This window comes from Streptomyces indicus (assembly GCF_900100315.1).
Taxonomy (GTDB): domain Bacteria; phylum Actinomycetota; class Actinomycetes; order Streptomycetales; family Streptomycetaceae; genus Streptomyces; species Streptomyces indicus.
This window is the reverse complement of sequence record NZ_FNFF01000007.1, coordinates 180,609-202,739: the sequence shown is the minus strand read 5'-3', so window position 1 is coordinate 202,739 and position 22,131 is coordinate 180,609. Positions and strand designations below refer to the sequence as shown.

At 70.9% G+C, this 22,131-nt stretch carries 23 protein-coding genes; 11 read left to right on the top strand and 12 right to left on the bottom strand.

Translation table 11 applies throughout. The features are described from left to right. From BLT97_RS19335 to BLT97_RS19310, 6 genes are all read left to right on the top strand, one after another. Positions 1-390: BMP family lipoprotein (locus tag BLT97_RS19335; RefSeq protein WP_143041355.1), on the top strand; the 390-nt coding region annotated here is incomplete at its 5' end. A gap of 234 nt (positions 391-624) precedes the next feature. Next, a complete protein-coding gene (locus tag BLT97_RS19330) occupies positions 625-2,286 on the top strand; it encodes an ABC transporter ATP-binding protein (RefSeq protein ID WP_093611897.1) in 1,662 nt (553 codons plus the stop codon). Beyond that, a complete protein-coding gene (locus BLT97_RS19325; RefSeq protein WP_093611895.1) occupies positions 2,283-3,395 on the top strand; it encodes an ABC transporter permease in 1,113 nt (370 codons plus the stop codon). Before BLT97_RS19330 ends, BLT97_RS19325 begins: the two co-directional genes overlap by 4 nt. Next, positions 3,392-4,654: an ABC transporter permease gene (locus tag BLT97_RS19320; RefSeq protein WP_093611891.1), complete on the top strand. Its 1,263-nt coding sequence runs from the start codon at positions 3,392-3,394 to the stop codon at positions 4,652-4,654. Before BLT97_RS19325 ends, BLT97_RS19320 begins: the two co-directional genes overlap by 4 nt. Further along, the gene (locus BLT97_RS19315) at positions 4,651-5,055 is read left to right on the top strand and encodes a cytidine deaminase (RefSeq protein WP_093611889.1); all 405 of its coding nucleotides are present in this window, start codon (positions 4,651-4,653) and stop codon (positions 5,053-5,055) included. The genes BLT97_RS19320 and BLT97_RS19315 overlap by 4 nt, the downstream gene beginning before the upstream one ends. Before the next feature lie 97 nt (positions 5,056-5,152). Then, positions 5,153-6,430: a thymidine phosphorylase gene (locus tag BLT97_RS19310; protein ID WP_093611887.1), complete on the top strand. Its 1,278-nt coding sequence runs from the start codon at positions 5,153-5,155 to the stop codon at positions 6,428-6,430. 109 nt (positions 6,431-6,539) lie between these two features. Here the strand turns inward: BLT97_RS19310 and BLT97_RS19305 are convergent, their stop codons facing one another. The 4 genes from BLT97_RS19305 to BLT97_RS19290 form a co-directional block, all read right to left on the bottom strand. Continuing rightward, entirely contained in the window at positions 6,540-6,878 is a 339-nt protein-coding gene (locus BLT97_RS19305; protein ID WP_093611885.1) for an STAS domain-containing protein, read from the bottom strand. A 98-nt stretch (positions 6,879-6,976) separates the two neighbouring features. After that, positions 6,977-7,927, bottom strand: a complete 951-nt coding sequence (locus tag BLT97_RS19300) for a sigma-70 family RNA polymerase sigma factor (RefSeq protein WP_245769430.1) — start codon at positions 7,925-7,927, stop codon at positions 6,977-6,979. A gap of 262 nt (positions 7,928-8,189) precedes the next feature. Further along, positions 8,190-8,891 (bottom strand): L,D-transpeptidase family protein, encoded by a 702-nt coding sequence (locus BLT97_RS19295; protein ID WP_093611881.1) that lies wholly within the window; start codon positions 8,889-8,891, stop codon positions 8,190-8,192. 147 nt (positions 8,892-9,038) lie between these two features. Then, a complete protein-coding gene (locus tag BLT97_RS19290) occupies positions 9,039-10,328 on the bottom strand; it encodes an MFS transporter (protein ID WP_093611879.1) in 1,290 nt (429 codons plus the stop codon). A gap of 62 nt (positions 10,329-10,390) precedes the next feature. Here BLT97_RS19290 and BLT97_RS19285 point away from each other — a divergent pair, with 62 nt between their 5' ends. Beyond that, the gene (locus tag BLT97_RS19285) at positions 10,391-11,374 is read left to right on the top strand and encodes a LysR family transcriptional regulator (protein ID WP_093611877.1); all 984 of its coding nucleotides are present in this window, start codon (positions 10,391-10,393) and stop codon (positions 11,372-11,374) included. Positions 11,375-11,421: 47 nt separating this feature from the next. Here BLT97_RS19285 and BLT97_RS19280 read toward each other — a convergent pair whose 3' ends face one another. Continuing rightward, a complete protein-coding gene (locus tag BLT97_RS19280) occupies positions 11,422-12,189 on the bottom strand; it encodes a prolyl oligopeptidase family serine peptidase (RefSeq protein ID WP_093611875.1) in 768 nt (255 codons plus the stop codon). A gap of 225 nt (positions 12,190-12,414) precedes the next feature. Between BLT97_RS19280 and BLT97_RS19275 the strand changes: the two genes are divergently transcribed. Next, entirely contained in the window at positions 12,415-13,560 is a 1,146-nt protein-coding gene (locus BLT97_RS19275) for an adenosine deaminase (protein WP_093611873.1), read from the top strand. Between the two features lie 147 nt (positions 13,561-13,707). Continuing rightward, entirely contained in the window at positions 13,708-14,115 is a 408-nt protein-coding gene (locus BLT97_RS19270) for a hypothetical protein (protein WP_093611871.1), read from the top strand. 128 nt (positions 14,116-14,243) lie between these two features. On the opposite strand, the gene BLT97_RS19265 is transcribed toward BLT97_RS19270, so the two are convergent. The 5 genes from BLT97_RS19265 to afsQ1 all read right to left on the bottom strand — a co-directional run bounded on the left by BLT97_RS19265 (position 14,244) and on the right by afsQ1 (position 18,583). Next, positions 14,244-14,459: a PspC domain-containing protein gene (locus BLT97_RS19265; protein WP_093611869.1), complete on the bottom strand. Its 216-nt coding sequence runs from the start codon at positions 14,457-14,459 to the stop codon at positions 14,244-14,246. 91 nt (positions 14,460-14,550) lie between these two features. Next, a complete protein-coding gene (locus BLT97_RS19260; RefSeq protein WP_093611867.1) occupies positions 14,551-15,099 on the bottom strand; it encodes a VanZ family protein in 549 nt (182 codons plus the stop codon). Between the two features lie 432 nt (positions 15,100-15,531). Then, complete coding sequence (locus BLT97_RS19255) at positions 15,532-16,134, bottom strand: hypothetical protein (protein WP_093611865.1); 603 nt, start codon at positions 16,132-16,134, stop codon at positions 15,532-15,534. Beyond that, positions 16,131-17,909 (bottom strand): sensor histidine kinase, encoded by a 1,779-nt coding sequence (locus BLT97_RS19250; RefSeq protein ID WP_425442730.1) that lies wholly within the window; start codon positions 17,907-17,909, stop codon positions 16,131-16,133. The genes BLT97_RS19255 and BLT97_RS19250 overlap by 4 nt, the downstream gene beginning before the upstream one ends. Next, a complete protein-coding gene (gene afsQ1, locus BLT97_RS19245) occupies positions 17,906-18,583 on the bottom strand; it encodes a two-component system response regulator AfsQ1 (protein ID WP_176953839.1) in 678 nt (225 codons plus the stop codon). The genes BLT97_RS19250 and afsQ1 overlap by 4 nt, the downstream gene beginning before the upstream one ends. Positions 18,584-18,777: 194 nt before the next feature. Between afsQ1 and BLT97_RS19240 the strand changes: the two genes are divergently transcribed. After that, the gene (locus BLT97_RS19240) at positions 18,778-19,542 is read left to right on the top strand and encodes a SigE family RNA polymerase sigma factor (RefSeq protein ID WP_093611861.1); all 765 of its coding nucleotides are present in this window, start codon (positions 18,778-18,780) and stop codon (positions 19,540-19,542) included. A gap of 602 nt (positions 19,543-20,144) precedes the next feature. Here BLT97_RS19240 and BLT97_RS19235 read toward each other — a convergent pair. Further along, complete coding sequence (locus BLT97_RS19235) at positions 20,145-20,783, bottom strand: uridine kinase family protein (protein WP_107407027.1); 639 nt, start codon at positions 20,781-20,783, stop codon at positions 20,145-20,147. Between the two features lie 114 nt (positions 20,784-20,897). On the opposite strand from BLT97_RS19235, the gene BLT97_RS19230 reads away from it, so the two are divergent. Next, positions 20,898-21,323: a hypothetical protein gene (locus tag BLT97_RS19230; protein ID WP_093611859.1), complete on the top strand. Its 426-nt coding sequence runs from the start codon at positions 20,898-20,900 to the stop codon at positions 21,321-21,323. A 145-nt stretch (positions 21,324-21,468) separates the two neighbouring features. On the opposite strand, the gene BLT97_RS19225 is transcribed toward BLT97_RS19230, so the two are convergent. Next, the gene (locus BLT97_RS19225; protein WP_093611857.1) at positions 21,469-22,116 is read right to left on the bottom strand and encodes a PH domain-containing protein; all 648 of its coding nucleotides are present in this window, start codon (positions 22,114-22,116) and stop codon (positions 21,469-21,471) included. Positions 22,117-22,131: the final 15 nt, after the last annotated feature.

The following is a 22,131-nucleotide window of genomic DNA, read 5'->3' as shown; positions in this document are numbered from 1 at the left end:
GCCAAGGGCATGCTCGACGGCGGCGCCGACGTGATCTACCACGCCGCCGGTCTGGCCGGCCAGGGCACCATCGAGGCCACCGCCGACGCCAAGAAGTGGGCGATCGGCGTGGACTCCGACCAGTACAACCAGAAGGCCCTGGCCAAGTACAAGGACTACATCCTGACCTCGGTCACCAAGGGTGTCTCCGACGCGGTGTTCAACCTCGCCAAGTCCGTCCAGGACGGCAAGCCCGAGACCGGCGTCATCCGCGCCGACCTCAAGTCCGGTGGTGTCGCGCTCGCCGACTCCAACCCGGAGTTCATGAAGATGACCGAGGTGCAGGAGGCCGTGAAGAAGGCCGAAGAGGGCATCAAGAACGGTTCGATCAAGGTCAAGACCACCCCGTAAGACCTTGTACGTCACGAACGGACCCTGAACATCCGGACGTTCACCGTCGTGACACGGGACGGGAACGGGGTACGGCGAGCATCATCTCCCGTACCCCGTTTCCTTCCCTTCACGGAGGGCCACCCGCACGCGGCCCTCGATCCGGGCTCCGCCACTGAGACGAAGCCCGGGCTTCAACACTGACGTTGAACCAGGGGCGTTGCGCAGGACGCCCCTTCCCTGAGGAGAGTCGCCATCAAAGCGTCCAGCAGCCCTCCGGCCGACGGCCAGGCGCCTGCCGTAGAACTGGCGGGCATCACCAAGCGCTTCCCCGGTGTCGTGGCCAACCACGACATCCACTTCAGCGTCCGCAAGGGCACCGTGCACGCCCTGGTCGGCGAGAACGGCGCGGGCAAGTCGACGCTGATGAAGATCCTCTACGGCATGCAGAAGCCGGACGAGGGCACCATCGCGATCAACGGCGAGCAGGTCTCCCTGTCCAGCCCCGCCGACGCGATCGCCCGCGGCATCGGCATGGTGCACCAGCACTTCATGCTCGCCGACCAGCTCACGGTCCTGGAGAACGTGGTGCTCGGCAGCGAGAAGCTGTACGGCATCGGCGGCCAGGCCCGTAAGAAGATCAAGGAGATCTCCGACGCGTACGGCCTCGGGGTCAAGCCCGACGTCCTCGTCGAGAACCTCGGCGTCGCCGACCGCCAGCGCGTGGAGATCCTCAAGGTCCTCTACCGCGGCGCCCGCACGCTGATCCTCGACGAGCCCACCGCCGTCCTCGTGCCGCAGGAGGTCGACGCGCTCTTCGACAACCTCCGCGAGCTCAAGGCCGAGGGCCTGTCGGTCATCTTCATCTCGCACAAGCTCGGCGAGGTCCTCGCCGTCGCGGACGACATCACCGTCATCCGCCGCGGTACGACGGTGGGCACGGCGATCCCGTCCGAGACCACCCCGCGCCAGCTGGCCGAGCTGATGGTCGGCTCCGCCCTGCCCACCCCCGAGACCAGCGAGTCGACGGTCACCGACCGCCCGATGATCCAGGTCGAGGGGCTCCGCCTGGAGGCCGAGGGCGGCCGCCCGCTGCTGGACGACATCTCCTTCACGATCCACGAGGGCGAAGTCCTCGGAATCGCGGGCGTCGAGGGCAACGGCCAGACCGAGCTGATCGACGCGCTGATCGGCCTCAAGGGCGCCGACTCCGGCACGATCCGCCTGGCCGGCGAGGAGATCACCGCCTGGCCCACGCGCAAGCGCCGCGAGGACGGCATCGGGTACATCCCCGAGGACCGCCACCGCCACGGCCTGCTCCTCGAATCCCCGCTGTGGGAGAACCGCATCCTCGGCCACGTCACCGAGAAGCCCAACGCCAAGGGCCCCTGGCTGGACCTCAAGGCGGCCCAGGAGGACACCCGGCGGATCGTGCGCGAGTACGACGTCCGTACGCCGGGCATCGACGTCACCGCGGCCTCCCTGTCCGGCGGCAACCAGCAGAAGCTGATCGTCGGCCGCGAGATGAGCCACAAGCCACGCTTCCTGATCGCCGCCCACCCCACCCGCGGTGTGGATGTCGGCGCGCAGGCGCAGATCTGGGACCAGATCCGCGAGGCCCGCCGCGAAGGACTCGCGGTGCTGCTCATCTCCGCCGACCTCGACGAGCTCATCGGCCTCTCCGACACCCTGCGCGTGATCTACCGCGGCCGGCTCGTCGCGGACGCCGACCCGGCGACCATCACGCCCGAGGAGCTGGGCTCCGCGATGACGGGTGCCGCCACCGGCCACCTGGAGCACGACGAGGACGCCGAGCTGAGCGAGGCCACGCTGCTCGAGCAGCAGGCCCGCGAAGACGCGCCGGACGTCGTGGAGACGCCGGACCCGCAGGAAGCCCCGGAGGACGAGGCCCGATGAAGAAGTTCGACAAGGAGCGGGTGCTGCTCGCACTCGCCGGACCGGCCATCGCGCTGGTCGTGGCCGTGGCACTGACCTCGATCGTGCTGCTCGTCTCAGGCAAGAGCCCGTTCGAGCCGTACTCGATCATGTTCGAGCAGGCCACGTTCTCCGACATCCAGGTCCTGATCATCAACCAGGCCACGATGTACTACCTGGCCGCCGTCGCCGTGGCGGTCGGCTTCCGGATGAACCTGTTCAACATCGGCGTCGACGGCCAGTACCGGCTGGCCGCCATGACCACCGCACTGGTCGGCGCGCACGTGGCGCTGCCGTCCTTCCTCCAGGTGCCGATGCTGATCCTGGTCGCGATGCTCACCGGCGCCTTCTGGGCCGGTATCGCGGGCATCCTCAAGACCACCCGCGGCGTCAGCGAGGTCGTCGCCACGATCATGCTGAACGCCATCGCGACCAGCGTGATCGCCTGGCTGACCCTGCCGGAGAACTTCGGTGTCCTGGAGGGCAACAACTCCACGACGGGCCCGATGAACGAGTCCGGCTGGATCCCCGGCTTCGAGCTGCCCGGCGGCGAGGTCTACGGCCTCATCGTCCTCGCCGTCCTCGTCGGCATCGCGTACTGGCTGGTCCTCGGCCGCACCCGCTTCGGCTTCGACCTGCGCGCCACCGGCGCCTCCGAGTCCGCGGCCGCGGCCAGCGGTGTCAACGCCAAGCGCATGGTGCTCATGGCCATGCTCATCTCCGGTGCGCTCGCCGGTATCTCGGGTCTGCCGATCCTGCTCGGCGACTCGCACACCTACGGCCTGACCTTCCCGGCCGGCCTCGGCTTCACCGCCATCGGCATCGCGCTCCTCGGCCGCAACCACCCGGTCGGCATCGCGTTCGCGGCCCTGCTCTGGGCCTGGCTCGACAAGGCCTCGCAGGACCTCGACTACCGCGGTTACGACAAGGAGATCGCGGTCATCATGCAGGGCCTGATCGTCCTCGCGGTCGTCATCTCGTACGAGGCCGTACGTCAGTGGGGCCTCAAGCGTCAGCAGCAGCGCGTCGGCGAGGAGCTCGCGGCGGCAGCCCGTAAGTCGAAGAATTCCGAGGAGGTGGCTGCCCGATGACGACGGCAACCGACGTCAACAAGCCGAAGATGCAGCCGCGCCCGACCGGCCGCAAGCTCTCCCTGCCGATGATCATGATCGGTGTCGCGGGCCTGCTCGTGCTGGTCTCGATCGTCCGCCTGATCACCGGTGCGGACGGCATCACCTCCGTCGGCCAGATGTCCACCGCGCTCAAGCTCGCCGTGCCGATCGGCCTCGCCGGTCTCGGCGGTCTGTGGGCCGAGCGCGCAGGCGTCGTGAACATCGGCCTCGAAGGCATGATGATCCTCGGCACCTGGTTCGGCGCCTGGGCCGGCTACCAGTGGGGCCCGTGGACCGGTCTGGTCTTCGGTGTCATCGGCGGCGCGATCGGCGGTCTGATCCACGCGATCGCCACGGTCACCTTCAAGGTCAACCACATCGTGTCCGGTGTCGCGATCAACATCCTCGCGATCGGCGCCACCCGCTACATGTCCACCTTCGCCTTCGAGGGCGTCGAGGGCGGCACCTCGAAGCAGTCCCCGCCGGTCGAATCGCTCGGCACCTTCTCCATCCCGGGCCTGTCCACCTGGCTGGACTCGCTCAACGAGAAGGGCTGGTTCCTGATCTCGGACATCGCCGGCCTGCTCGGCGGCGTGGTCACGGGCCTGTCCCCGCTGACCGTCATCGCGATCGCCCTGGTGCCCGTCTCCTGGTGGATCCTGTGGCGCACGTCCTTCGGTCTGCGCCTGCGCTCCTGCGGTGAGCACCCCGTCGCCGCCGAGTCCCTCGGCGTCAACGTCTACAAGTACAAGTACCTGGCCGTCATCATCTCGGGCGGCTTCGCGGGACTCGGCGGAGCGTTCCTCTCCATCGTCTCCGCGAACATCTACCTCGAGGGCCAGACGGGCGGCCGCGGCTACATCGGTCTCGCCTCGATGATCTTCGGCAACTGGATGCCGGGCGGACTCGCCCTCGGCGCGGGCCTGTTCGGCTACACCGACAGCCTCAACCTGCGCGGCGGCGGCACCAACGTGCACGCGCTGCTCCTGCTCCTGTTCTTCCTCCTGGTCATCGCGATCGGCTGGATGATCTGGCAGAAGCGGTACGTGCCGGCCCTGGTCACCTCGGCCGTGGCGGCCCTCGTCCTGGTCTGGTACCTGCTCACCAACGAGGTCCCGAGCCAGTTCGTGACGGCCACGCCGTACGTCGTGACCCTCCTCGTCCTGGCCCTGTCGGCCCAGCGTCTGCGCATGCCCAAGGCGGACGGCCAGCCCTACTACAAGGGCCAGGGCAAATGACCGACCCCCGTCAGGAAGCTGACTGGGGGGAACTGCGAGCGGCGGCCCGGGACGCGATGTCCCGGGCCTACGCCCCGTACTCGGGCTACCCGGTCGGCGCGGCGGCGCTGGTCTCCGACGGCCGGGTGGTCACGGGCTGCAACGTCGAGAACGCCTCGTACGGCCTCGGCCTGTGCGCCGAATGCGGCCTCGTCTCGTCCCTCGCGGCGGGCGGCGGCGGCTGGCTCACCCACTTCACCTGCGTGGACGGCCGGGGCGAGATCCTCGTCCCGTGCGGCCGCTGCCGGCAGCTCCTGTACGAGTTCGGCGGCCCCGAACTCCTCGTGGAGACCCCGGAGGGCATCGTCCCGCTCTCGGCGATGCTCCCGCAGGCCTTCGGCCCGGAGCACCTGAACCGCTGACCGGCGCCGACCGCCCGCGCCGCGGCCGGCACCCCACACATCGCACCGCACTGCACCGCATCGCACCGCACTGCACCGCACAACGAGGAAGGCCCCCATGGACGCCATCACCGTCATCCGAGCCAAGCGGGACCGGGGAGAGCTGACTCCCGAGCAGATCGACTGGGTCATCGACGCGTACACCCGCGGCGAGGTGGCCGACTACCAGATGGCCGCCCTCAACATGGCGATCCTCCTCAACGGCATGAACCGTCAGGAGATCGCCCGCTGGACCGCCGCCATGATCGCCTCCGGCGAGCGCATGAGCTGGGACAGCCTGAGCCGCCCCACCGCCGACAAGCACTCCACGGGCGGCGTGGGCGACAAGATCACGCTGCCGCTCGCCCCGCTCGTCGCGGCCTGCGGCGCCGCGGTGCCGCAGCTCAGCGGCCGCGGCCTCGGCCACACCGGCGGCACCCTCGACAAGCTGGAGTCGATCCCGGGCTGGCGCGCGCTGCTGTCCAACGAGGAGATGCTCGACGTCCTCGACTCCACCGGCGCGGTCATCTGCGCGGCCGGCGACGGCCTCGCCCCCGCCGACAAGAAGCTCTACGCGCTGCGCGACGTCACGGGCACCGTCGAGTCGATCCCGCTGATCGCCTCCTCGATCATGTCGAAGAAGATCGCCGAAGGCACGGGCTCCCTCGTCCTCGACGTCAAGGTCGGCTCCGGCGCCTTCATGAAGACCCTGGAGGACGCCCGCGAACTCGCCTCCACCATGGTCGAGTTGGGCACCGACAGCGGCGTACGCACCGTGGCGCTGCTCACCGACATGTCCACCCCGCTCGGTCTGACCGCGGGCAATGCGCTCGAAGTCCGCGAATCCGTCGAGGTGTTGGCGGGCGGCGGCCCGAAGGACGTGGTCGAGCTGACCCTCGCGCTGGCCCGCGAGATGCTGGACGCGGCCGGTCTCAAGGACGCCGACCCGGCGAAGGCCCTCGCGGACGGCTCGGCCATGGACGTGTGGCGGCGCATGATCGCCGCGCAGGGCGGCGACCCGGACGCGGAGCTGCCGACCTCCCGCGAGCAGCACGTGATCACTGCGCCGTCCTCCGGCGTCCTGTCCCGCCTGGACGCGTACGACGTCGGTGTCGCGGCCTGGCGCCTGGGTGCGGGCCGCGCGCGCAAGGAGGACCCGGTGCAGGCGGCGGCCGGTGTGGAGATCCACGCCAAGCCCGGCGACGCGGTACAGGCGGGTGCGCCCCTGCTGACCCTGCACACGGACACCCCGGAGCGCTTCGCGTACGCCATCGAGTCCCTCGCCTCGGCGTACGAGATCGCCCCCGAGGGCACCGCGGTGGACCCGAACCCGATCGTCATGGACCGCATCGCCTGACGCTTCACGGGCCTCATGGCCTGACGCTCCACGGAACGCGTCGCCTGAAGTGGCACCGGCACAGCGAGGGGCGCCCGGACGGATACCGTCCGGGCGCCCCTCGCCCGTCTCACCCCGTCAAGTCGGGGTCGGGCTCGCGCCCTCGCTCCTCCACGGCGCCCAACACCTCGGAAAGACCGGTCAGTTGGAGCAGCCGGAGCAGCGCAGGTCCGGGGTCGCGGATCCTGACCCCCGCACCCGCCCTGCGTGCCGTGAGGCGTAGTCGGGCCAGTGCGTCGATCACCGCGAAGTCCGCCTGGCCCGCGTGGTGCAGGGCGAGGGCGTCGACGATCACCTCGTCGGCGCCGGTCCGCTCCAGCTGTCCGCTCAGGTGCGCGCACAGCTGCGGGACCTGGGCACGGGTGAGGGGCGCCGCGAGGCGCAGGACGACGGGCTCAACGGTAGTCATGCAGGGGAGACCGTCCCGGCGCCGAAAACTCATCGGCCGCCGCCGGGACGGTCTCACTCCCCGGACAGGGGCAGGCGGGGACTGCCGCGCCCCGCCTCCTACGCGGCCCCCGCCGGCAACGACTCCGGCAGCCCGAACAGCGGGAACCACCGCTTGGTGTCCAGGAAGGCATTGAGCCCCGAGATCTTCCCGTCCGTGATCTCGATGACCTGGAGCGCCCAGGGCGAGTACGTGCCGTCCTCGTTGAGGTGGTACTGGCCGAACGCGGGCGTGCCGTTGGCCACCGTCGCGATGAGCTTTCCGTCGCGGCACTTGGCGCCCTGCACGAGGTGCCAGTTGACGATGTCCTCGTGGCCGACCAGCCACAGGTCGAACGGGGGCATGGACATGATGGCGTCCTCGTGGAGCAGGGACGTCAGGGCTTCCATGTCATAGCCCTCGAAGGCCGCCACATAGCGGTCGAGCAGCTTCTGCTGCTCGTCGTCCAGCGGGTCGACGGTGTCCGTCTCCTTCACACCGCCGGTGTCCGCGAGGGTGGCCCGCGCCCGTTGCAGCGCACTGTTCACCGACGCCACCGACGTGTCGAGCAGCTCCGCGACCTCGCTGGCCTTCCACGCGAGCACCTCGCGCAGGATGAGCACCGCACGCTGCTTGGCGGGCAGGTGCTGGAGCGCCGCCACGAACGCGAGGCGGACCGTCTCGCGCGCCACCGCGGTCTCCGCGGGGTCCGCCGACGAGGGCAGCACACGGCCGTCGGGGACCGGCTCCAGCCAGGTGATCTCCGAACGCTCGTTGAGCACCGCGGTCGCCTGGTGGGCCTGCTCGGTGAGGTCCATCGGCCGGGCCCGCTTGTTCCCCGCGTTCAGCATGTCCAGGCACACATTCGTCGCGATCCGGTACAGCCACGAGCGCAGCGAGGAGCGCCCCTCGAACTTGTCGTACGCACGCCAGGCGCGCACGAAAGTGTCCTGCACGGCGTCCTCGGCCTCGAAGCCGGAGCCGAGCATCCGGTAGCAGTACCCGGTCAGCTCGGTCCGGTGCTTCTCCATCCGCAGGTCCAGGTCCTCCCTGGTCCCCACGGAGCCGCTCGGATCCGTACCCCCCAGACCCGTACCGCTTCGGCCCGCACCACTCAGATCAGACGATCCCGCCATTGGGTTCACCCCTGTAGCCCTCGACACTGGCACTTCGAAAGCTACAGGGCCCCACTGACAATCGCCCGTGAGCAGCGAAAACCCGTCCCAGCCCTTGACATCCGGCCAAAGGTTGGCCGGAGCGTCACGCGGCCGGGGTCACCTCACCGGCGACCTGTCACGTCCCGGGCTTACGCCCGTACACGTACACGTCGTCGCCCTTCTTCAGCATGCTCCAGTACTTCTGGGCGTCGGCCTTGCGCATGTTCACGCAGCCGCCCGAGCCCGGAGGCGCGTACATGCTCTTGTCCACCTGGTGGAAGGCGATGCCGCCGTCGAAGAACTGCGTGTACGGCATCCACACCTTGTAGATGGTCGACCAGTGGTTGAGCTTGCGGAGGTAGATCTTCTTCGCGCCCGTCCTGGTCTCCGCGCCGTTGCGCCCCGTCCGCACCGGCACCGGACCGTACTTGAGCGTCCTGCCGTCCTGGATCCAGCTGATCTGGAGCGTCAGGTCCACGCAGGCGATACGGCCCTTGTTGGTCGGGCACTTGCCCGCCGCATTGGGGTTCTTCGCCGCGAGTACGGGCTTCTGCTTGAGCATCAGGCTCATCACGCCCCAGGTGACGGGGCCCGCGTACCCGATGTTCGGCTTGATCAGATGCTTGGTCTGGAACGCCCGTATCGCCGTGCAGTCGGCGGCGGACTGCCGTCCGTCCACGCGCAGCCCGAGGAACTTCTCGACCTGCTTCTGATACGGACCCGTGCTCGTCGTACAGCTCGCCGCGCTTGCCGAACCCGCGCTGAGCGCCACGCTCAGCGGTACCACCAGTGCCGTGACCCCCGTGGCCGCAACCACTCTCCGTGCTCTCCTACGCATGGCCGTCGTCCCTTTCGGCGCAGTGAGCCTCCCGGCGGAAGAGTGCCGGGAAGTCTCTGCTGATAGGACGACCCTGAAGTAAGCCTGGTTGTACCGAAATCCCTGCCAATTCCTGGGAAATTCAGGGGAGTTCGGAGCAGTCCGTACTTACCGGGCCGCGAGGAGCATCCGCTGTTCCACACGCGCCGCATGCGACCCGTAGAGCGTCACCGACACCACGCCGAGCACCGCGACGAGACCGAGCACGACGGTGGCCGGCCAGCCGCCCGCGTGGAAGGCGAGCGCGCCGAGCGTGCCGCCCGCGCTGGAGCCGATGTAGTACGCGGACTGGTACAGCGCCGAGGCCTGCGCGCGTCCGGTGGTCGCGGTCCGGCTCACCGACGAGGAGGCCACCGCGTGCCCCGCGAAGAAGCCGGCCGTGATGAGCACGAGGCCGAGCAGGATGCCCGCGAGGGAGCTGGTCAGCGAGAGCAGCAGACCGGCGGCCGTGGTGCCGACCGCCAGGTACAGCGCGCCCCGGCGGCCCAGCCGACCCACCAGCTTGCCCGCGGTCGCCGAGGAGACGGTGCCGACGAGGTAGACGAGGAAGACGGAGCCGACAACGCCCTGCGGCAGGCTGAACGGTTCGTCCACGAGCCGGTAGCCGATCACCGTGTACACCGCGCCGAAGACGGTCATGAACAGCGCGCCGATCACGTACAGGCGCACCAGCAGCGGGTTCGACAGATGGCCGCGGACCGTCCCGTACAGGGCGCGCGGGTTCAGCGAACCGGCCTTGAAGTTACGGGGCCTGGGGAGCAGCGCACGGAAGGCGAGCCCGCACACCAGCGCCATCACGCCGACCGCGAGCAGCGCCGCGCGCCAGCCCCAGGCCTGCGCGATCCAGCCGGAGACGATACGGCCGCTCATGCCGCCGATGCTGTTGCCCGCGACGAACAGACCGACCGCGGCGACCAGCGCCTTCGGCCGCACCTCCTCCGCGAGATACGCCATCGCGGAGGCCGGCAGACCCGCGAGCGCCGCACCCTGCACGGCGCGCAGCGCGACCAGCCAGCCCAGACTCGGCGCGAAGGGCACGAGCAGCCCGACCACCACGGCCACGCTCAGCGAGACGGTCATCAGGGTGCGCCGCCCGAACCGCTCCGAGAGCGCGCTCAGCGGCAGCACGAACAGGGCCAGCGCCCCGGTCGCGGCGGACACGGTCCAGCTCGCGTCGTCCGCGGTGACCGCGAACTCGCCGGAGATGGCGGGCAGTAGGGCCTGCGTGGAGTAGAGGAGGGCGAAGGTGGCGAGGCCGGCGGCGAAGAGCGCGAGGCTGATCCGGCGGTAGCCGGGGAGGCCGGGCGCGAGCCGGGAATCTTCCGGAGCGGTGTCAGGGGACTGGGGGGCGAGGGCACCCGCGGTGTGGGCGGATGCCCTGCTACTGGCGGCAGGCATGCTTCGAAATTAGGCCCGCTCGATTCATGCGTCCAATGCACGGACTCGCGATAATCGTTCCCATGCCGCATGAGTCGAGGTCACCGTCGGGCCTGTCACCGAACAGTGACACAAAAGACATCCAGAAGCTGGCCGAACTGGACCCGGAGTCCTGGTCGGCGGTCCTCGCGCCGCGCCTGGCGTACTTCGCCGCGGTGGCCCGCGCCGAGCACGTCACGCGCGCTGCCCAGCAGCTCCAGGTCCCGCAGTCCACGGTCTCGCGCGCCCTCGTCCGGCTCGAACGCGACTTGGGCGTGGACCTGTTCGCCCGGCACGGCCGCACCGTCTCGCTCACCGCCGCGGGCCGCACCTTCCTCGCCACGGTCGAGCGCGCGCTCGGCGAGGTGGAGCGCGCGGCCGAGTCCGTACGGGCCGACGCGGACCCCGAGTCCGGCAAGGTCGCCTTCGGCTTCCTGCACACCATGGGCTCGGAGACGGTCCCCGAGCTCATCCGCGCGTTCCGCGCCGACCACCCGCGCGTCCGCTTCACGCTCGTGCAGAACTACGGCGAGTGGATGCTGGAGCACCTGCGCTCGGGCGAACTCGACCTCTGCCTCACGTCCCCGGTCCCGGACGCCCCCGACCTCGCGGCCCGCCGCCTCGACGAGCAGCGCCTGCGCCTGGTCGTCCCCGAGGACCACCACCTCGCCTCGCGCAAACGCATCCGGCTCGCGGAGGCCGCCGAGGAGGCCTTCATCATGCTGGAGCCGGGCTACGGACTGCGCCGCATCACCGACGCCCTGTGCGCGGAGGCGGGTTTCCGTCCGCGTATCGCCTTCGAGGGCGAGGAGGCGGAGACGCTGCGCGGCCTCGTCGCGGTGGGCCTCGGCGTCGCCCTGCTGCCGCCACCGGCCCGCCCCCGCCCGGGAGTTGTGGAGCTGTCGATCGTGGGCCAGCGCGCGGTCCGCGAGATCGGCGTGGCCTGGCTGGAGGGCCACCCGGACACACCGCCGGTCGCGGCGTTCAAACGGTTCCTGCTGACGCGGAAGGGGCGGTTGCTCGCCTGACCGGCCACTCACCCTGAAGCCGCCGGCACCCCACCCCACCGGGGCGCTCAGCGCATCAACGCCCGCCCGAACCCAGAAGCCAGCGGCATCCGCAGCCCCAGCGGCGGCGGCGCCGCGAACGCGTCCGCGACCGGCCGCGCGAAGGGCTGCCCCAACAGTGCACCGCGTACGAAGTCCACCGCGAGCGCGAACACCTCGGCCCGGTGCTGGAGCATCGCGTGCCCGTCGGAGTGCACCTCGAAGCGTGCGGTGTCCCGGTTGGTCTTCTTCAGACGCTCGGCATAGCGGAAGGACAACTCGGGGTCGGTCCGCTCGTCGTTGGTCCCGTGCGCGATCAGCACATGCCGCCCCACCAGCTGCTTCACCGGTTCGGGCGCGAGCGCGACATCCTTGTCGGGCAGCCAAGGGGCAAGCGCGAGCACGGAGTTGACGGCACTGTGCCCGCCTGCGTGCAGCGCCGCCCGGCCGCCCATGTCGATCCCGGCGAGACAGACGGGCACGTCCCCGTAGCGCCGTACGACCTCGTCGGCCGCCCACAGGGCGTCGGCGGCGGGCTGGGCGTCCGTCCCGTTCCAGCCCCGGCAGCGGTAGTGCACCGCGTGCGCGACCAGGCCCTCCTCGCGTCCGGCCCGGGCCAGCCTGCGGCCGAGCGCGCGCACGTTGGCGAGCGCGAGCGGGTGGGCCCGCCGCGTGGAGGTCACGTCCCCGGCCGGGAGCAGCAGCACCACACCGCCGACGCTGCGCCCCGGAGTCAGCTCGTGCCCGATGGCCCGCCCAAGTCGGGCCCCGCGCACCGGCATTGCTTCCTGTGCCATGGCAGAACAGTCTCAGAAATACAGGTGTACGGAACCTGGACCGGCGATCACTGTTACGTATCGACGTGGGATGTCACAGCAGGGGGGCAGCAGGGGCGGCCGAGGGCGTATCCGACCCGTACCCGAGCCGCATCCGACCGGTACTCGCCCCGTATCGGAACCCCGCAGGCAGCGAATCCGTAACGGAGAGGAGCAATCTACGCGCGTAGGCGTTAGAGTGCGGAAATGACGAGCCAGACCACACCCTCCCCGACCCCGGACCAGATCCGCCGGGCCCCCAAGGTGCTGCTTCACGACCACCTCGACGGCGGCCTGCGCCCCGGGACGATCATCGATCTCGCCCGAGAGACGGGCTACGAAGGCCTTCCCGAGTCCGAGCCCGACAAGCTCGGCATCTGGTTCCGCGAAGCCGCCGACTCCGGTTCGCTGCCGCGCTACCTGGAGACCTTCGCGCACACCTGCGCCGTCATGCAGACCAAGGAGGCCCTCTTCCGGGTCGCCGCCGAGTGCGCCGAGGACCTCGCGGAGGACGGCGTCGTCTACGCCGAGATCCGGTATGCGCCCGAGCAGCACCTGGAGAAGGGCCTCACCCTCGAAGAGGTCGTCGAGGCGGTCAACGAGGGCTTCCGCGAGGGCGAGCGCCGCGCCAAGGCCAACGGCCACCGCATCCGCGTCGGCGCCCTGCTCACCGCGATGCGCCACGCGGCCCGCGCCCTGGAGATCGCCGAGCTCGCCAACCGCTACCGCGACCTCGGCGTGGTCGGCTTCGACATCGCGGGCGCCGAGGCCGGCTTCCCGCCCACCCGCCACCTCGACGCCTTCGAGTACCTCAAGCGCGAGAACAACCACTTCACGATCCACGCGGGCGAGGCCTTCGGCCTGCCCTCGATCTGGCAGGCCCTTCAGTGGTGCGGCGCGGACCGCCTCGGCCACGGCGTGCGGATCATCGACGACATCCAGGTCGCCGACGACGGCACCGTGAAGCTCGGCCGGCTCGCCGCGTACGTACGAGACAAGCGCATCCCTCTCGAGATGTGCCCGACGTCCAACCTTCAGACGGGCGCGGCCAGTTCCTACGCCGAGCACCCCATCGGCCTGCTGCGCAAGCTGCACTTCCGCGCGACCGTGAACACGGACAACCGCCTGATGTCCGGCACGAGCATGAGCCGCGAATTCGAGCACCTGGTCGGCACGTTCGGCTACACGCTCGACGACATGCAGTGGTTCACAGTCAATGCGATGAAATCAGCATTCATTCCTTTCGATGAACGACTGGCCATGATCAACGACGTGATCAAGCCCGGTTACGCCGAGCTGAAGTCGGAGTGGCTGTTCCAGCAGACCGCTGCGACCAGCGGTTCCGAGGCCTGAGCAGGCGAAGAGCGCGTACGCAGAAACGGCCGGGAAGATCAATTCGCGGCCGTTTTTCGTGCGTTGACGGTGTTTGCGGGCGCGCAGCGAGCGTGGATAGCTTGCGGGACCGCTCAAGAACTCCCCGTCTCCAAGGACGTATTCACCATGAAGCAGTCTGCCAAGACCCTCGGTGTCGCCGCTCTCGGTGCCGCTTTCGCCGCAGCCGGCGCATCCGCCGCGTCGGCAGCGCCCGCTCTGCCCGACCCCGCCCAGGCCGTCGGTTCCGTCGCCAAGGACCTGCCGGTCGGCCAGGTGACCAAGACCCTGCCGGGCGCGTCCGAGGCGGTGGATGCCGGGCAGAACGCCCTCACGAACGGTCTGAGCACCGCCAAGCCCACCGTCGAGAAGGCGCTGCCCGCCGACGCCGACCCGGTCAAGGGCCTGCTCGGCGGCCTGCCGGTGAACCCGGGCTCCCTGCCGGTGGCCGGCGGCCTGCCCGTGGACGGCCTCCCGGTCAGCGGTCTGCCGGGCGTCGGCGGCGGTCTGCCCGTCTCGGGCCTGCCGATCGGCTGACGAGCACGTCGCCCGCGTACGGCCTGCGTACGCGTGAGCCGCGGCCACGCGGAAGGGCGCCCTCCGGAGTTCTCACTCCGGGCGGGCGCCCTTCGCCGTTCAGGTACGGATGGTGCTCAAGGTGGTGCTTACCACGCAGGCGCGGTGTCCTTGTGGACGGAGCCCTTCTCGGCGGGCAGCAGCGCCCACAGCGCCAGGTAGAGCAGGAACTGGGGGCCGGGCAGCAGACACGAGACGAGGAAGATCACGCGCATCGTGGTCGCGGAGGTGCCGAAGCGCTTCGCCAGCGCTGCGCACACTCCGCCGATCATCCGTCCGTTACGAGGGCGGGCAAGGGCGGTCATGGTGGCTCCTTCGCGAACCGTTGGTGAGGCTCCCTGGTCGGTGCCTCGATCTGCTTCAAAACTACGGTCGCGAGCGGGACAAAACGTCAGGCTACGGGGCGATCCCGACCCTGGGAATCGTCGGGGTCGACCCCTGAGGGACCTCGTCCCGGGGGAGGGGGGCCCGCTTGGGAACCCCCTTCATACGGCGGATACGGGCCCGCGCCGCCGGTACGACGGCCAGGTGCACGACGGCCACGCCGAGGGTGTTCAGCATGAGCGAATCGATGTCGACGACCTGTCCCGGTACGGCGGTCTGGAGCAGCTCGATACCGAGCGAGAGCATCGCGCCCGCCGCGACGGTCCGCAGGAAGGACCCCAAGGTGGAGGCGTGCAGCCGGCCCCCGGCCATCGGCAGCAGCACCCCGAGCGGGGCCAGCAGCGCCAGCGCCTCGCCGATCCGGCGCACGGCCTGACCGGGCCCGAGCGCCAGATCCGCCTTGATCCCGGCGAACGGCTGCAGGTTCGCGGCCGTCACCCAGGCGACATCGAGGGGCCGCAGCGTGAGCCAGCCGACGAAAGCGAGATGCGCGACGAGGAGCACGACTCCTGCCGCACGAAAGCGGATGACGGCAACCCCGCCAAGTCCCTGACGCTGCACGCCCCCCTAGACGCAGCCTCACGTTGAAACGGTTCCGCACTTCCGGGAAGCGGAGGGAAGTGGTGCGGCAACTGTCGGCCGCGGCCGCTACGGGGCAACGCAGCCGTGGGGCAACTGTCAGCCGCGGGGCACTCTTCAGCCCGTGGGGCAACTATCAGCCCGTCCGGCGTTTGAGGACGAGCGCCGTTCAGGCGCGATACGGGGGCAAGGGGCGAAGCCCCAAAAGGGGGTGCAGGGGGCGAAGCCCCCGCGTGGGTGCCCACCCAGGGGGGCCGGGGCGCAGCCCCAGCGCGGGTCCCCGGGGCGAAGCCCCAGGCTTGGGTGCCCACCCAGGGGTCCGGGGGCGGAGCCCTCGGTTTCGGGGAGGGGCGGGTAGGGGAAAGCCCAACCCCACCTCAGCCCAACCGGACCCGGCCCCCGAAAAAAGAACCCTCACCCCACCGACCCCGAAGGCACCGGCACAACCTCCGGCCGCGCCCGCACCTCATCCGTGCACCGATAGCTCCGCAACGCGGAGTCCTCCTGCGTGCCGCCGAGCAGCACGGCCTCCTCACCGGCCCCCACCCCGTGCACCAGCGTGCACACCACCTGCGCCCGCGCGAACGCCGACAGCCGCTCGGGCGGCGTGCTGAGCCGCAGCGCCCGCTCGGGGTCACCCCGCTGAGGCCCCCGTACGGTGAGCGCGGACCGCACGTCGGAGCTGAACCCGGCCTTGTCCTCCGCCCCCGACGGCAGCTCCCGCAGCTCGTCGAGCAGCGCTTGGGCCAGGTCCACCCGGTCGTTCGCCGACCGCCCGTCCGCCAGCGTGACCGACCGGTCGACGCTCACCAGCTGGGACCCGCAGATCAGGAACACCTGCACCGGCAGCCCCGCGGCCGACTGCGCGCTGACGTCGGGCGCCGAGCGCGTGCACGGCACCCGGGACGGCGCGGTCCCGAACTCGGTCGGCACCTCGGTGGCCCGGATCCCGCACCCGGAGAGCCCGGCCAGCAGCCCCGCCGCGAGCAGCGCCACGGCAGCACCACGCCGCCTCATCGCGCCCCCTCCACGGTGCCGGCGGAAGCAGACGACCCCGACGCACCCGAACCGCCCGACCCACCGGACCTGCCCGGCCCACCGGACCCGTCAGACCCACCGGCCCGGCTCGACCCACCGGACCCACCCGAGCCATCCGACCCGTCAGACCCGTCAGACCCTTCCGATCCACCCGAGGCCCCACCCGAGGCCCCCGCCCCGTCACCCCGCCCCCGCTCCACCAGCTCCGAAGCATCCCGCGGCAGCCGCAGCGTGAACACCGCACCGCCCTCGGGAGAGTTCGCCGCGCTGATCTCGCCGCCGTGGATGTGCGCGTTCTCCAGCGCGATCGAGAGCCCGAGCCCGGACCCCTCCGACCGCGGCCGCGAGGCGCTCGCCTTGTAGAAGCGGTCGAAGACGTGCGGCAGCACCTCCTCGGGGATGCCCGGACCGTGGTCGCGTACCGAGATCACGATCTCCTCGCCGCCTTCGCCCTCCGTACGCACCGAAACCCGCACCGGAGAGCCGCCGTGCTTGAGCGCGTTGCCGATCAGATTCGCCAGGATCACATCGAGCCGGCGCGGGTCGAGCCGCGCCATGATGCCGCGCTCGGCGTCCAGGTCCACCGCGTCCAGCCAGGCCCGCGCGTCGATGCACGCAGTGATCTGGTCCGCGAGGTCCACGTCGTCGAGGACCAGCCGGGCCGTGCCCGCGTCGAAGCGGGTGACCTCCATCAGGTTCTCCACGAGGTCGTTGAGCCGCCGCGTCTCGCTCACCACGAGCCGTACGGCCGGCGCGATCATCGGGTCGAGGCTGTCCTCCTCCTCTTCGAGGACCTCGGTCACCGCGGTGATCGCCGTCAGCGGCGTACGCAGCTCGTGGGACATGTCCGCGACGAAGCGCCGGCTCGACTCCTCCCGCGCGCTCATGTCCGCGACCTTCTTCTCCAGGGACTCCGCGGTCCGGTTGAACGTCCGTGACAGCTCGGCCAGTTCATCCGTGCCCGACACCCGCAGGCGCGTGTCCAGCTTGCCCTCGCCTAGCCGCCGCGCGGCAACTCCGAGCCGGTGCACGGGCTTCAGGACGGTGGTCGCCGCGGCCTGCGCGAGCAGCGCGGCCCCGATCAGCGCCAGCGTCGTCGCGATCCCGAGCGACCACGCCAGCGAACTCAGGTCCTTCTGCTCGGGCGCGAGCGACTTCAGCATGTAGCCGGTCGGCCCGTCGCCCGTCACGCGCGTACCGCCGACGAGATACGGCGTCCCGCCGGACTCGGTGCGCTGCCAGAACATCCGATACGTGGCCTCGCCCCCGGAGGCCGACTGCTGCGGCTCGTTCACCGCGTCCTGCAACGAGGCCGGCACGTCGTCGAGCGTGAACGTGGCCGGGGTCCCGGCCTTGGCGGAGAGCACTTGGCCGTCCGCGCTCTCGGCGATGAGCAGCACGCTGTACTGCTGGCTGCTGCGCGCCATCAGGTTGGCCGCGTCCTGGAGTTCGGCCTGTCCGGGGTCGAGCTGGAGCGTGGCCGCGCGGCTCTGCATCTCCTCCTGGAAATCGTTCAGCGCGGCATCCTGGGTGCGGGTGAGCAGGGCCTCGCGGTTGAGCCAGTACGCGATCCCCGAGGCGGAGACGGCGGCGGTCAGCGCGACCAGGCCGAACACCACGACCAGCCGCAGCCGCAGACTCGTGAACCGCAGCTTCGCGGCCACCCGCCGCCCCCAACGCGCCTTGCCCGCAGGGGAGTCGGAGGCGTCCGGCGCCCCGGCGGACCGGTGGCTCCGCGGCGTACGCGTCGTCACTGAGGCGCGTCCAAGCGGTAGCCCACGCCGCGCACGGTACGGATCAGCGTCGGCGAGGACGGCACGTCCTCCACCTTCGCGCGCAGCCGCTGCACACAGGCGTCCACAAGGCGCGAGTCGCCGAGGTAGTCGTGCTCCCACACCAGCCGCAGCAACTGCTGCCGGGACAGCGCCTGTCCGGGCCTGCGGCTCAGCTCCAGGAGCAGCCGCAGCTCGGTGGGCGTCAGCTGCAGATCCTCACCGTTCTTCGTGACCGTCATCGCCGAGCGGTCGATCACCAGCGAACCGAACGTGGCCGCGTCGTTGGCCTCCCGCTCGCCGCGGCGGAGCACCGCGCGGATCCGCGCGTCCAGCACCCGGCCCTGCACCGGCTTGACGACATAGTCGTCCGCGCCGGACTCCAGGCCGACCACCACGTCGATGTCGTCGTTGCGCGCGGTGAGCAGGATGATCGGCAACTGATCCGTGCGCCGGATCCGCCGGCACACCTCGAAGCCGTCGATGCCGGGCAGCATCACATCCAGCACGATGAGGTCCGGCCGCTGCTCGCTGAGCAGCTTCAGGCCGTCCTCGCCGGTGGCAGCCGTGGCCACGCGGTGACCCTGGCGTGTCAGTGACATCTCCAGGGCCGTCCGGATGGCGTCGTCGTCCTCGATCAGCAACAGGGAAGGCACCAGGTCATTCTGGCCCATCGCACGGCTCCGTATCGACAGTTGGGCAGCTCCTGAACCCAACCCCCGTAGGACCCCCATAAAGACACAGCCCCCTGTGACAGGTCTGTGACAGTCGGCTGACACCGCCGTCGAAGTGGCCGGGCAGGATTCTCAGCACACGGAAACACCACGGACTCCACGACGGGGGGCGCGAGATGAACACGCTGTCGCACAGCACCGGCACAAGCGCAGTTGTCACGCGTCTGCACGATGTCGCGAAGGCCAACGGGGGCAACGGGGGTTACGAGAAGTCCGGCGCCGTGAGCGGGCGGGGGTGCGCTCGTGGTGCCGGACGTCAGCACACCGGTCACACGGGGTTCATGACCGTGATCGACGTGGCCGGACCGACTGACGGGGGAGCCGCGTACAGGGAGGACTCGGGGGAGCAGGCGCCCCGCTCGGAGGCCGAGTTCACGGCTTACGTGCAGGAACGCCGCGCCTCCCTGTACGCCACCGCCTACCACCTCACCGGTGACCGTTTCGAGGCCGAGGACCTCCTCCAGAGCGCCCTCTTCTCGACGTACAAGGCCTGGGACCGTATCTCGGACAAGGCCGCGGTCGGGGGCTACCTCCGCCGCACCATGACGAACCTGCACATCAGCGCGTGGCGCCGCCGCAAGCTGAACGAGTACCCGACCGAGGAGCTGCCGGAGACGGCCGGCGACACGGACGCGATGCGCGGCACCGAGCTGCGCGCGGTCCTGTGGCAGGCGCTCGCCCGGCTGCCGGAACTCCAGCGCACGATGCTGGTCCTGCGCTACTACGAGGGCCGCACCGACCCGGAGATCGCCGACATCCTCGACATCAGCGTCGGCACGGTGAAGTCCAGCATCTGGCGCTCGCTGCGCCGGCTGCGCGAGGACGAGGTCCTGGCCTTCGGCCGCGACCAGGAGGAGTGCTTCGGCGAGCTGGTCGCCTGAGCCGCTCCTCGTACGAGGTGTCGGCCGCCGTCCCCGGGGGGAGGCGGCGGCCGGATGGGGGTCCGGAGCCCTGAAGGGCACCGGAGAGCCCGGTGGGATCCACGGGGGACGTGGGATCCCGCAGGGCGCACGGGGGGTAACGGGGAAAACGGGGGGCTCTCCCACGGGGGACGAGGGGGAGCAGCAGGCAGCGGGACCGGAGAGGCCGGGGGGTCTTGTCCGGTCCCGCTGCTTGTGCGCGCCCGGTCCCGGCGGTCCGTGGCGGCCCGCCCCACCTCCCGTTTGTGACGGCTTGCCCGTTCCTGCGAGTCCGTGACGGTCTGTGCGTCCAGGCCCGTCCGCGGCGGCCTGTCCGTCCCTGCCCGCCCGCGACGGTCGGTCCGACCCCCGCTGTTCGCGGCGGCCCGCCCGTTACTGCGAGCCCGTGACGGCCTATGCGTCCCTGCCCGTCCGCGAGGGTCCGTCCGACCCCGCCTGTTTGCGGCGGCCCGCCCGTTACTGCGAGTCCGTGACGGCCTGTCCGTCCCGGCCCGTCCGCGACGACCCGTCCGCCCCCGGCCCCTCCGCGACAGCCTGCCTGCCCGTCCGCGTCAGCGGATCCGTTACGAAGCGGCCGTACGCGTCTTCTGACAGCGGCCCGCAGCCGCGGCGGCGAGGCGGCCCAGGGCCTCCTCCTTGTTGCACGGGTGGGCGCCGAGCGCGACCTGCCGGCCGACGATCGAGCGCTCGGAACGCATCAGGAGCCAGCCGCGGCGCAGCAGGAAGGGCACGGACTTGCGGCCCTCCTTGAGGTCCCGCAGGAAACGGCGGCGGAACGTGGTCGACGGCCGCCCCCGCAGACACAGCGCGTCCGCGAGCACGCCGAGCTCGGCGCAGCGCTCCACGAGCTCGGCCGCGAAGATGCCCTCGGCGATGAACAGCGGGGTGCGCTCGATGTCCAGCGTCTCCTCGCCCACGCGCGAGCTGGTGGAGATGTCGTAGACGGGCGTCCGCGTCCGCCCCGTACGGCACAGCTCGACGATGGCCGCGAGGGCGACGTCGGCGTCCCAGGAGGCGGGGGAGTCCCAGTCGATGTCCGTGGTGCCCGCGAAGACCGGCAGAGTCGGGTCGTCGCCCTCCTTGTAGAAGTCGTCGAGGCGCAGGACCGGCAGCCCGGAGAGGGCCGCGAGGCGCGACTTGCCGCCGCCTGAGGGGCCGCAGAGCAGGACGACGCGGGTCGGTATCGGGGGATGGGAACTCACGGAACACCAGTGTGAGGCATGTCCTCGTTCGGCTCATCCCGGCGGACGTGCTTTGAAACACACCTCACACCTCAACTACGCTGCGTGGCCTCACGATTACCCGCGAGGTGGACCATGGCAGCACACAAGGCACGGCACGCCGCACGGCACGCGGCCCCCAAGCGTCGCGGCAGGGCGGCGGCCCGGGCGGGCCTGGTCGTTTCGGTGACGGGCCTCGCCCTCGGTGCGTCGGCGGGCGGTGCGGGCGCCGTCGCCGTGCCGCTCGCGCTCGGGGTCGGCACCCCGGTGGGCGACGTGGACTCGGCCACCCCGGGGCGCGCGGTGACGGACGCGGTCGGATTCGCCGTCAGCCCCGCCAAGAACCTCCGCCTGGACCCGCTCGCGGGCACCGGCGTGGACCCGCTGGACAACGCGGTGGCCACCCAGGTGGCCGACTTCAAGCCGGTGAGCTCCGCCCTGGTGACGGGCCCGATCGCCGCCGGCGGCTCGGTCGCGGACCTGCCCGTGGTCGGCCGGGCGGCACAGCTGCTGCCGGGCTAGCCCGTACGGCTGCGCCGAGCGCCCGGAGTCGTATGCGCTCAGGCGATCAGCCCGAGCCGTCCCCTCAGGCGAACAACCCGAGCCGTACCCCTCAGCCGATCACCACGAGCCGTCCCCCTCAGCCGAACAGCCCGAGCCGCCCCCCTCAGCCGATCAGCAGCAGCACCGCGAGCAGAATCCCCCCGGCCACCACCGGGGCCATCACCTCGTAGGCCCAGCGGATCTCGACCCCGCCCTGCGCGGCGGCATCGCGGCCGTGGCGCTCGGCGAGCTCGCGCAGGTCGTCCACCGCCTGGTCGGCCGAGGCGCGCAGGGGGCGGTCCGAGGTGGCCAGGACGGACGTCCGGCCGCTCGTGTCCTCGGCGGCGGCGCGCGCCTGGCGGCGGTTGGCCGCCTTGCGGGCGCGCAGCGACACGGGGATGGCCCACAGCTGGTACTTCGCCTCCCCCGACAGCACCTCGCACGAGTACGAGGCCCGTACGTCGTCCACGGCCGCCCACGGCAGCACGATCGTGCGGAACGGGTTGCGGATCTTCAGGCGCTGGTTGTTCGCGTACACCGCGGGCCGCAGCGTGTACGCGACGATCAGCGGCACGAACGCGATGAGCGCGGCGAGCGCCAGCCAGGGCGCCGTACCCGCGCCGCGCACCAGCGCGTCCCCGCCGAGCCAGGCGCCGAGCCCGAGCAGCAGGACGCCGCCCGCGATCCCGGCGCCGGAACGGAAGACACGGTCCGGCGTCGCGGTCTCGCCCGGCTCGGGGCGGCTGTTCTGGGACTCGTCGGAGGAGCTCATGCCGTCGATTCTGCC

What these genes read in the sequence shown, in the direction of transcription:
- BLT97_RS19325 (WP_093611895.1), top strand. Translation starts at nt 2,283, where the DNA reads ATGAAGAAGTTCGACAAGGAGCGGGTGCTGCTCGCACTCGCCGGACCG.
- BLT97_RS19320 (WP_093611891.1), top strand. Translation starts at nt 3,392, where the DNA reads ATGACGACGGCAACCGACGTCAACAAGCCGAAGATGCAGCCGCGCCCG.
- BLT97_RS19315 (WP_093611889.1), top strand. Translation starts at nt 4,651, where the DNA reads ATGACCGACCCCCGTCAGGAAGCTGACTGGGGGGAACTGCGAGCGGCG.
- BLT97_RS19310 (WP_093611887.1), top strand. Translation starts at nt 5,153, where the DNA reads ATGGACGCCATCACCGTCATCCGAGCCAAGCGGGACCGGGGAGAGCTG.
- BLT97_RS19305 (WP_093611885.1), bottom strand. Translation starts at nt 6,878, where the DNA reads ATGACTACCGTTGAGCCCGTCGTCCTGCGCCTCGCGGCGCCCCTCACC.
- BLT97_RS19300 (WP_245769430.1), bottom strand. Translation starts at nt 7,927, where the DNA reads ATGGAGAAGCACCGGACCGAGCTGACCGGGTACTGCTACCGGATGCTC.
- BLT97_RS19295 (WP_093611881.1), bottom strand. Translation starts at nt 8,891, where the DNA reads ATGCGTAGGAGAGCACGGAGAGTGGTTGCGGCCACGGGGGTCACGGCA.
- BLT97_RS19290 (WP_093611879.1), bottom strand. Translation starts at nt 10,328, where the DNA reads ATGCCTGCCGCCAGTAGCAGGGCATCCGCCCACACCGCGGGTGCCCTC.
- BLT97_RS19285 (WP_093611877.1), top strand. Translation starts at nt 10,391, where the DNA reads ATGCCGCATGAGTCGAGGTCACCGTCGGGCCTGTCACCGAACAGTGAC.
- BLT97_RS19280 (WP_093611875.1), bottom strand. Translation starts at nt 12,189, where the DNA reads ATGGCACAGGAAGCAATGCCGGTGCGCGGGGCCCGACTTGGGCGGGCC.
- BLT97_RS19275 (WP_093611873.1), top strand. Translation starts at nt 12,415, where the DNA reads ATGACGAGCCAGACCACACCCTCCCCGACCCCGGACCAGATCCGCCGG.
- BLT97_RS19270 (WP_093611871.1), top strand. Translation starts at nt 13,708, where the DNA reads ATGAAGCAGTCTGCCAAGACCCTCGGTGTCGCCGCTCTCGGTGCCGCT.
- BLT97_RS19265 (WP_093611869.1), bottom strand. Translation starts at nt 14,459, where the DNA reads ATGACCGCCCTTGCCCGCCCTCGTAACGGACGGATGATCGGCGGAGTG.
- BLT97_RS19255 (WP_093611865.1), bottom strand. Translation starts at nt 16,134, where the DNA reads ATGAGGCGGCGTGGTGCTGCCGTGGCGCTGCTCGCGGCGGGGCTGCTG.
- BLT97_RS19240 (WP_093611861.1), top strand. Translation starts at nt 18,778, where the DNA reads ATGAACACGCTGTCGCACAGCACCGGCACAAGCGCAGTTGTCACGCGT.
- BLT97_RS19230 (WP_093611859.1), top strand. Translation starts at nt 20,898, where the DNA reads ATGGCAGCACACAAGGCACGGCACGCCGCACGGCACGCGGCCCCCAAG.
- BLT97_RS19225 (WP_093611857.1), bottom strand. Translation starts at nt 22,116, where the DNA reads ATGAGCTCCTCCGACGAGTCCCAGAACAGCCGCCCCGAGCCGGGCGAG.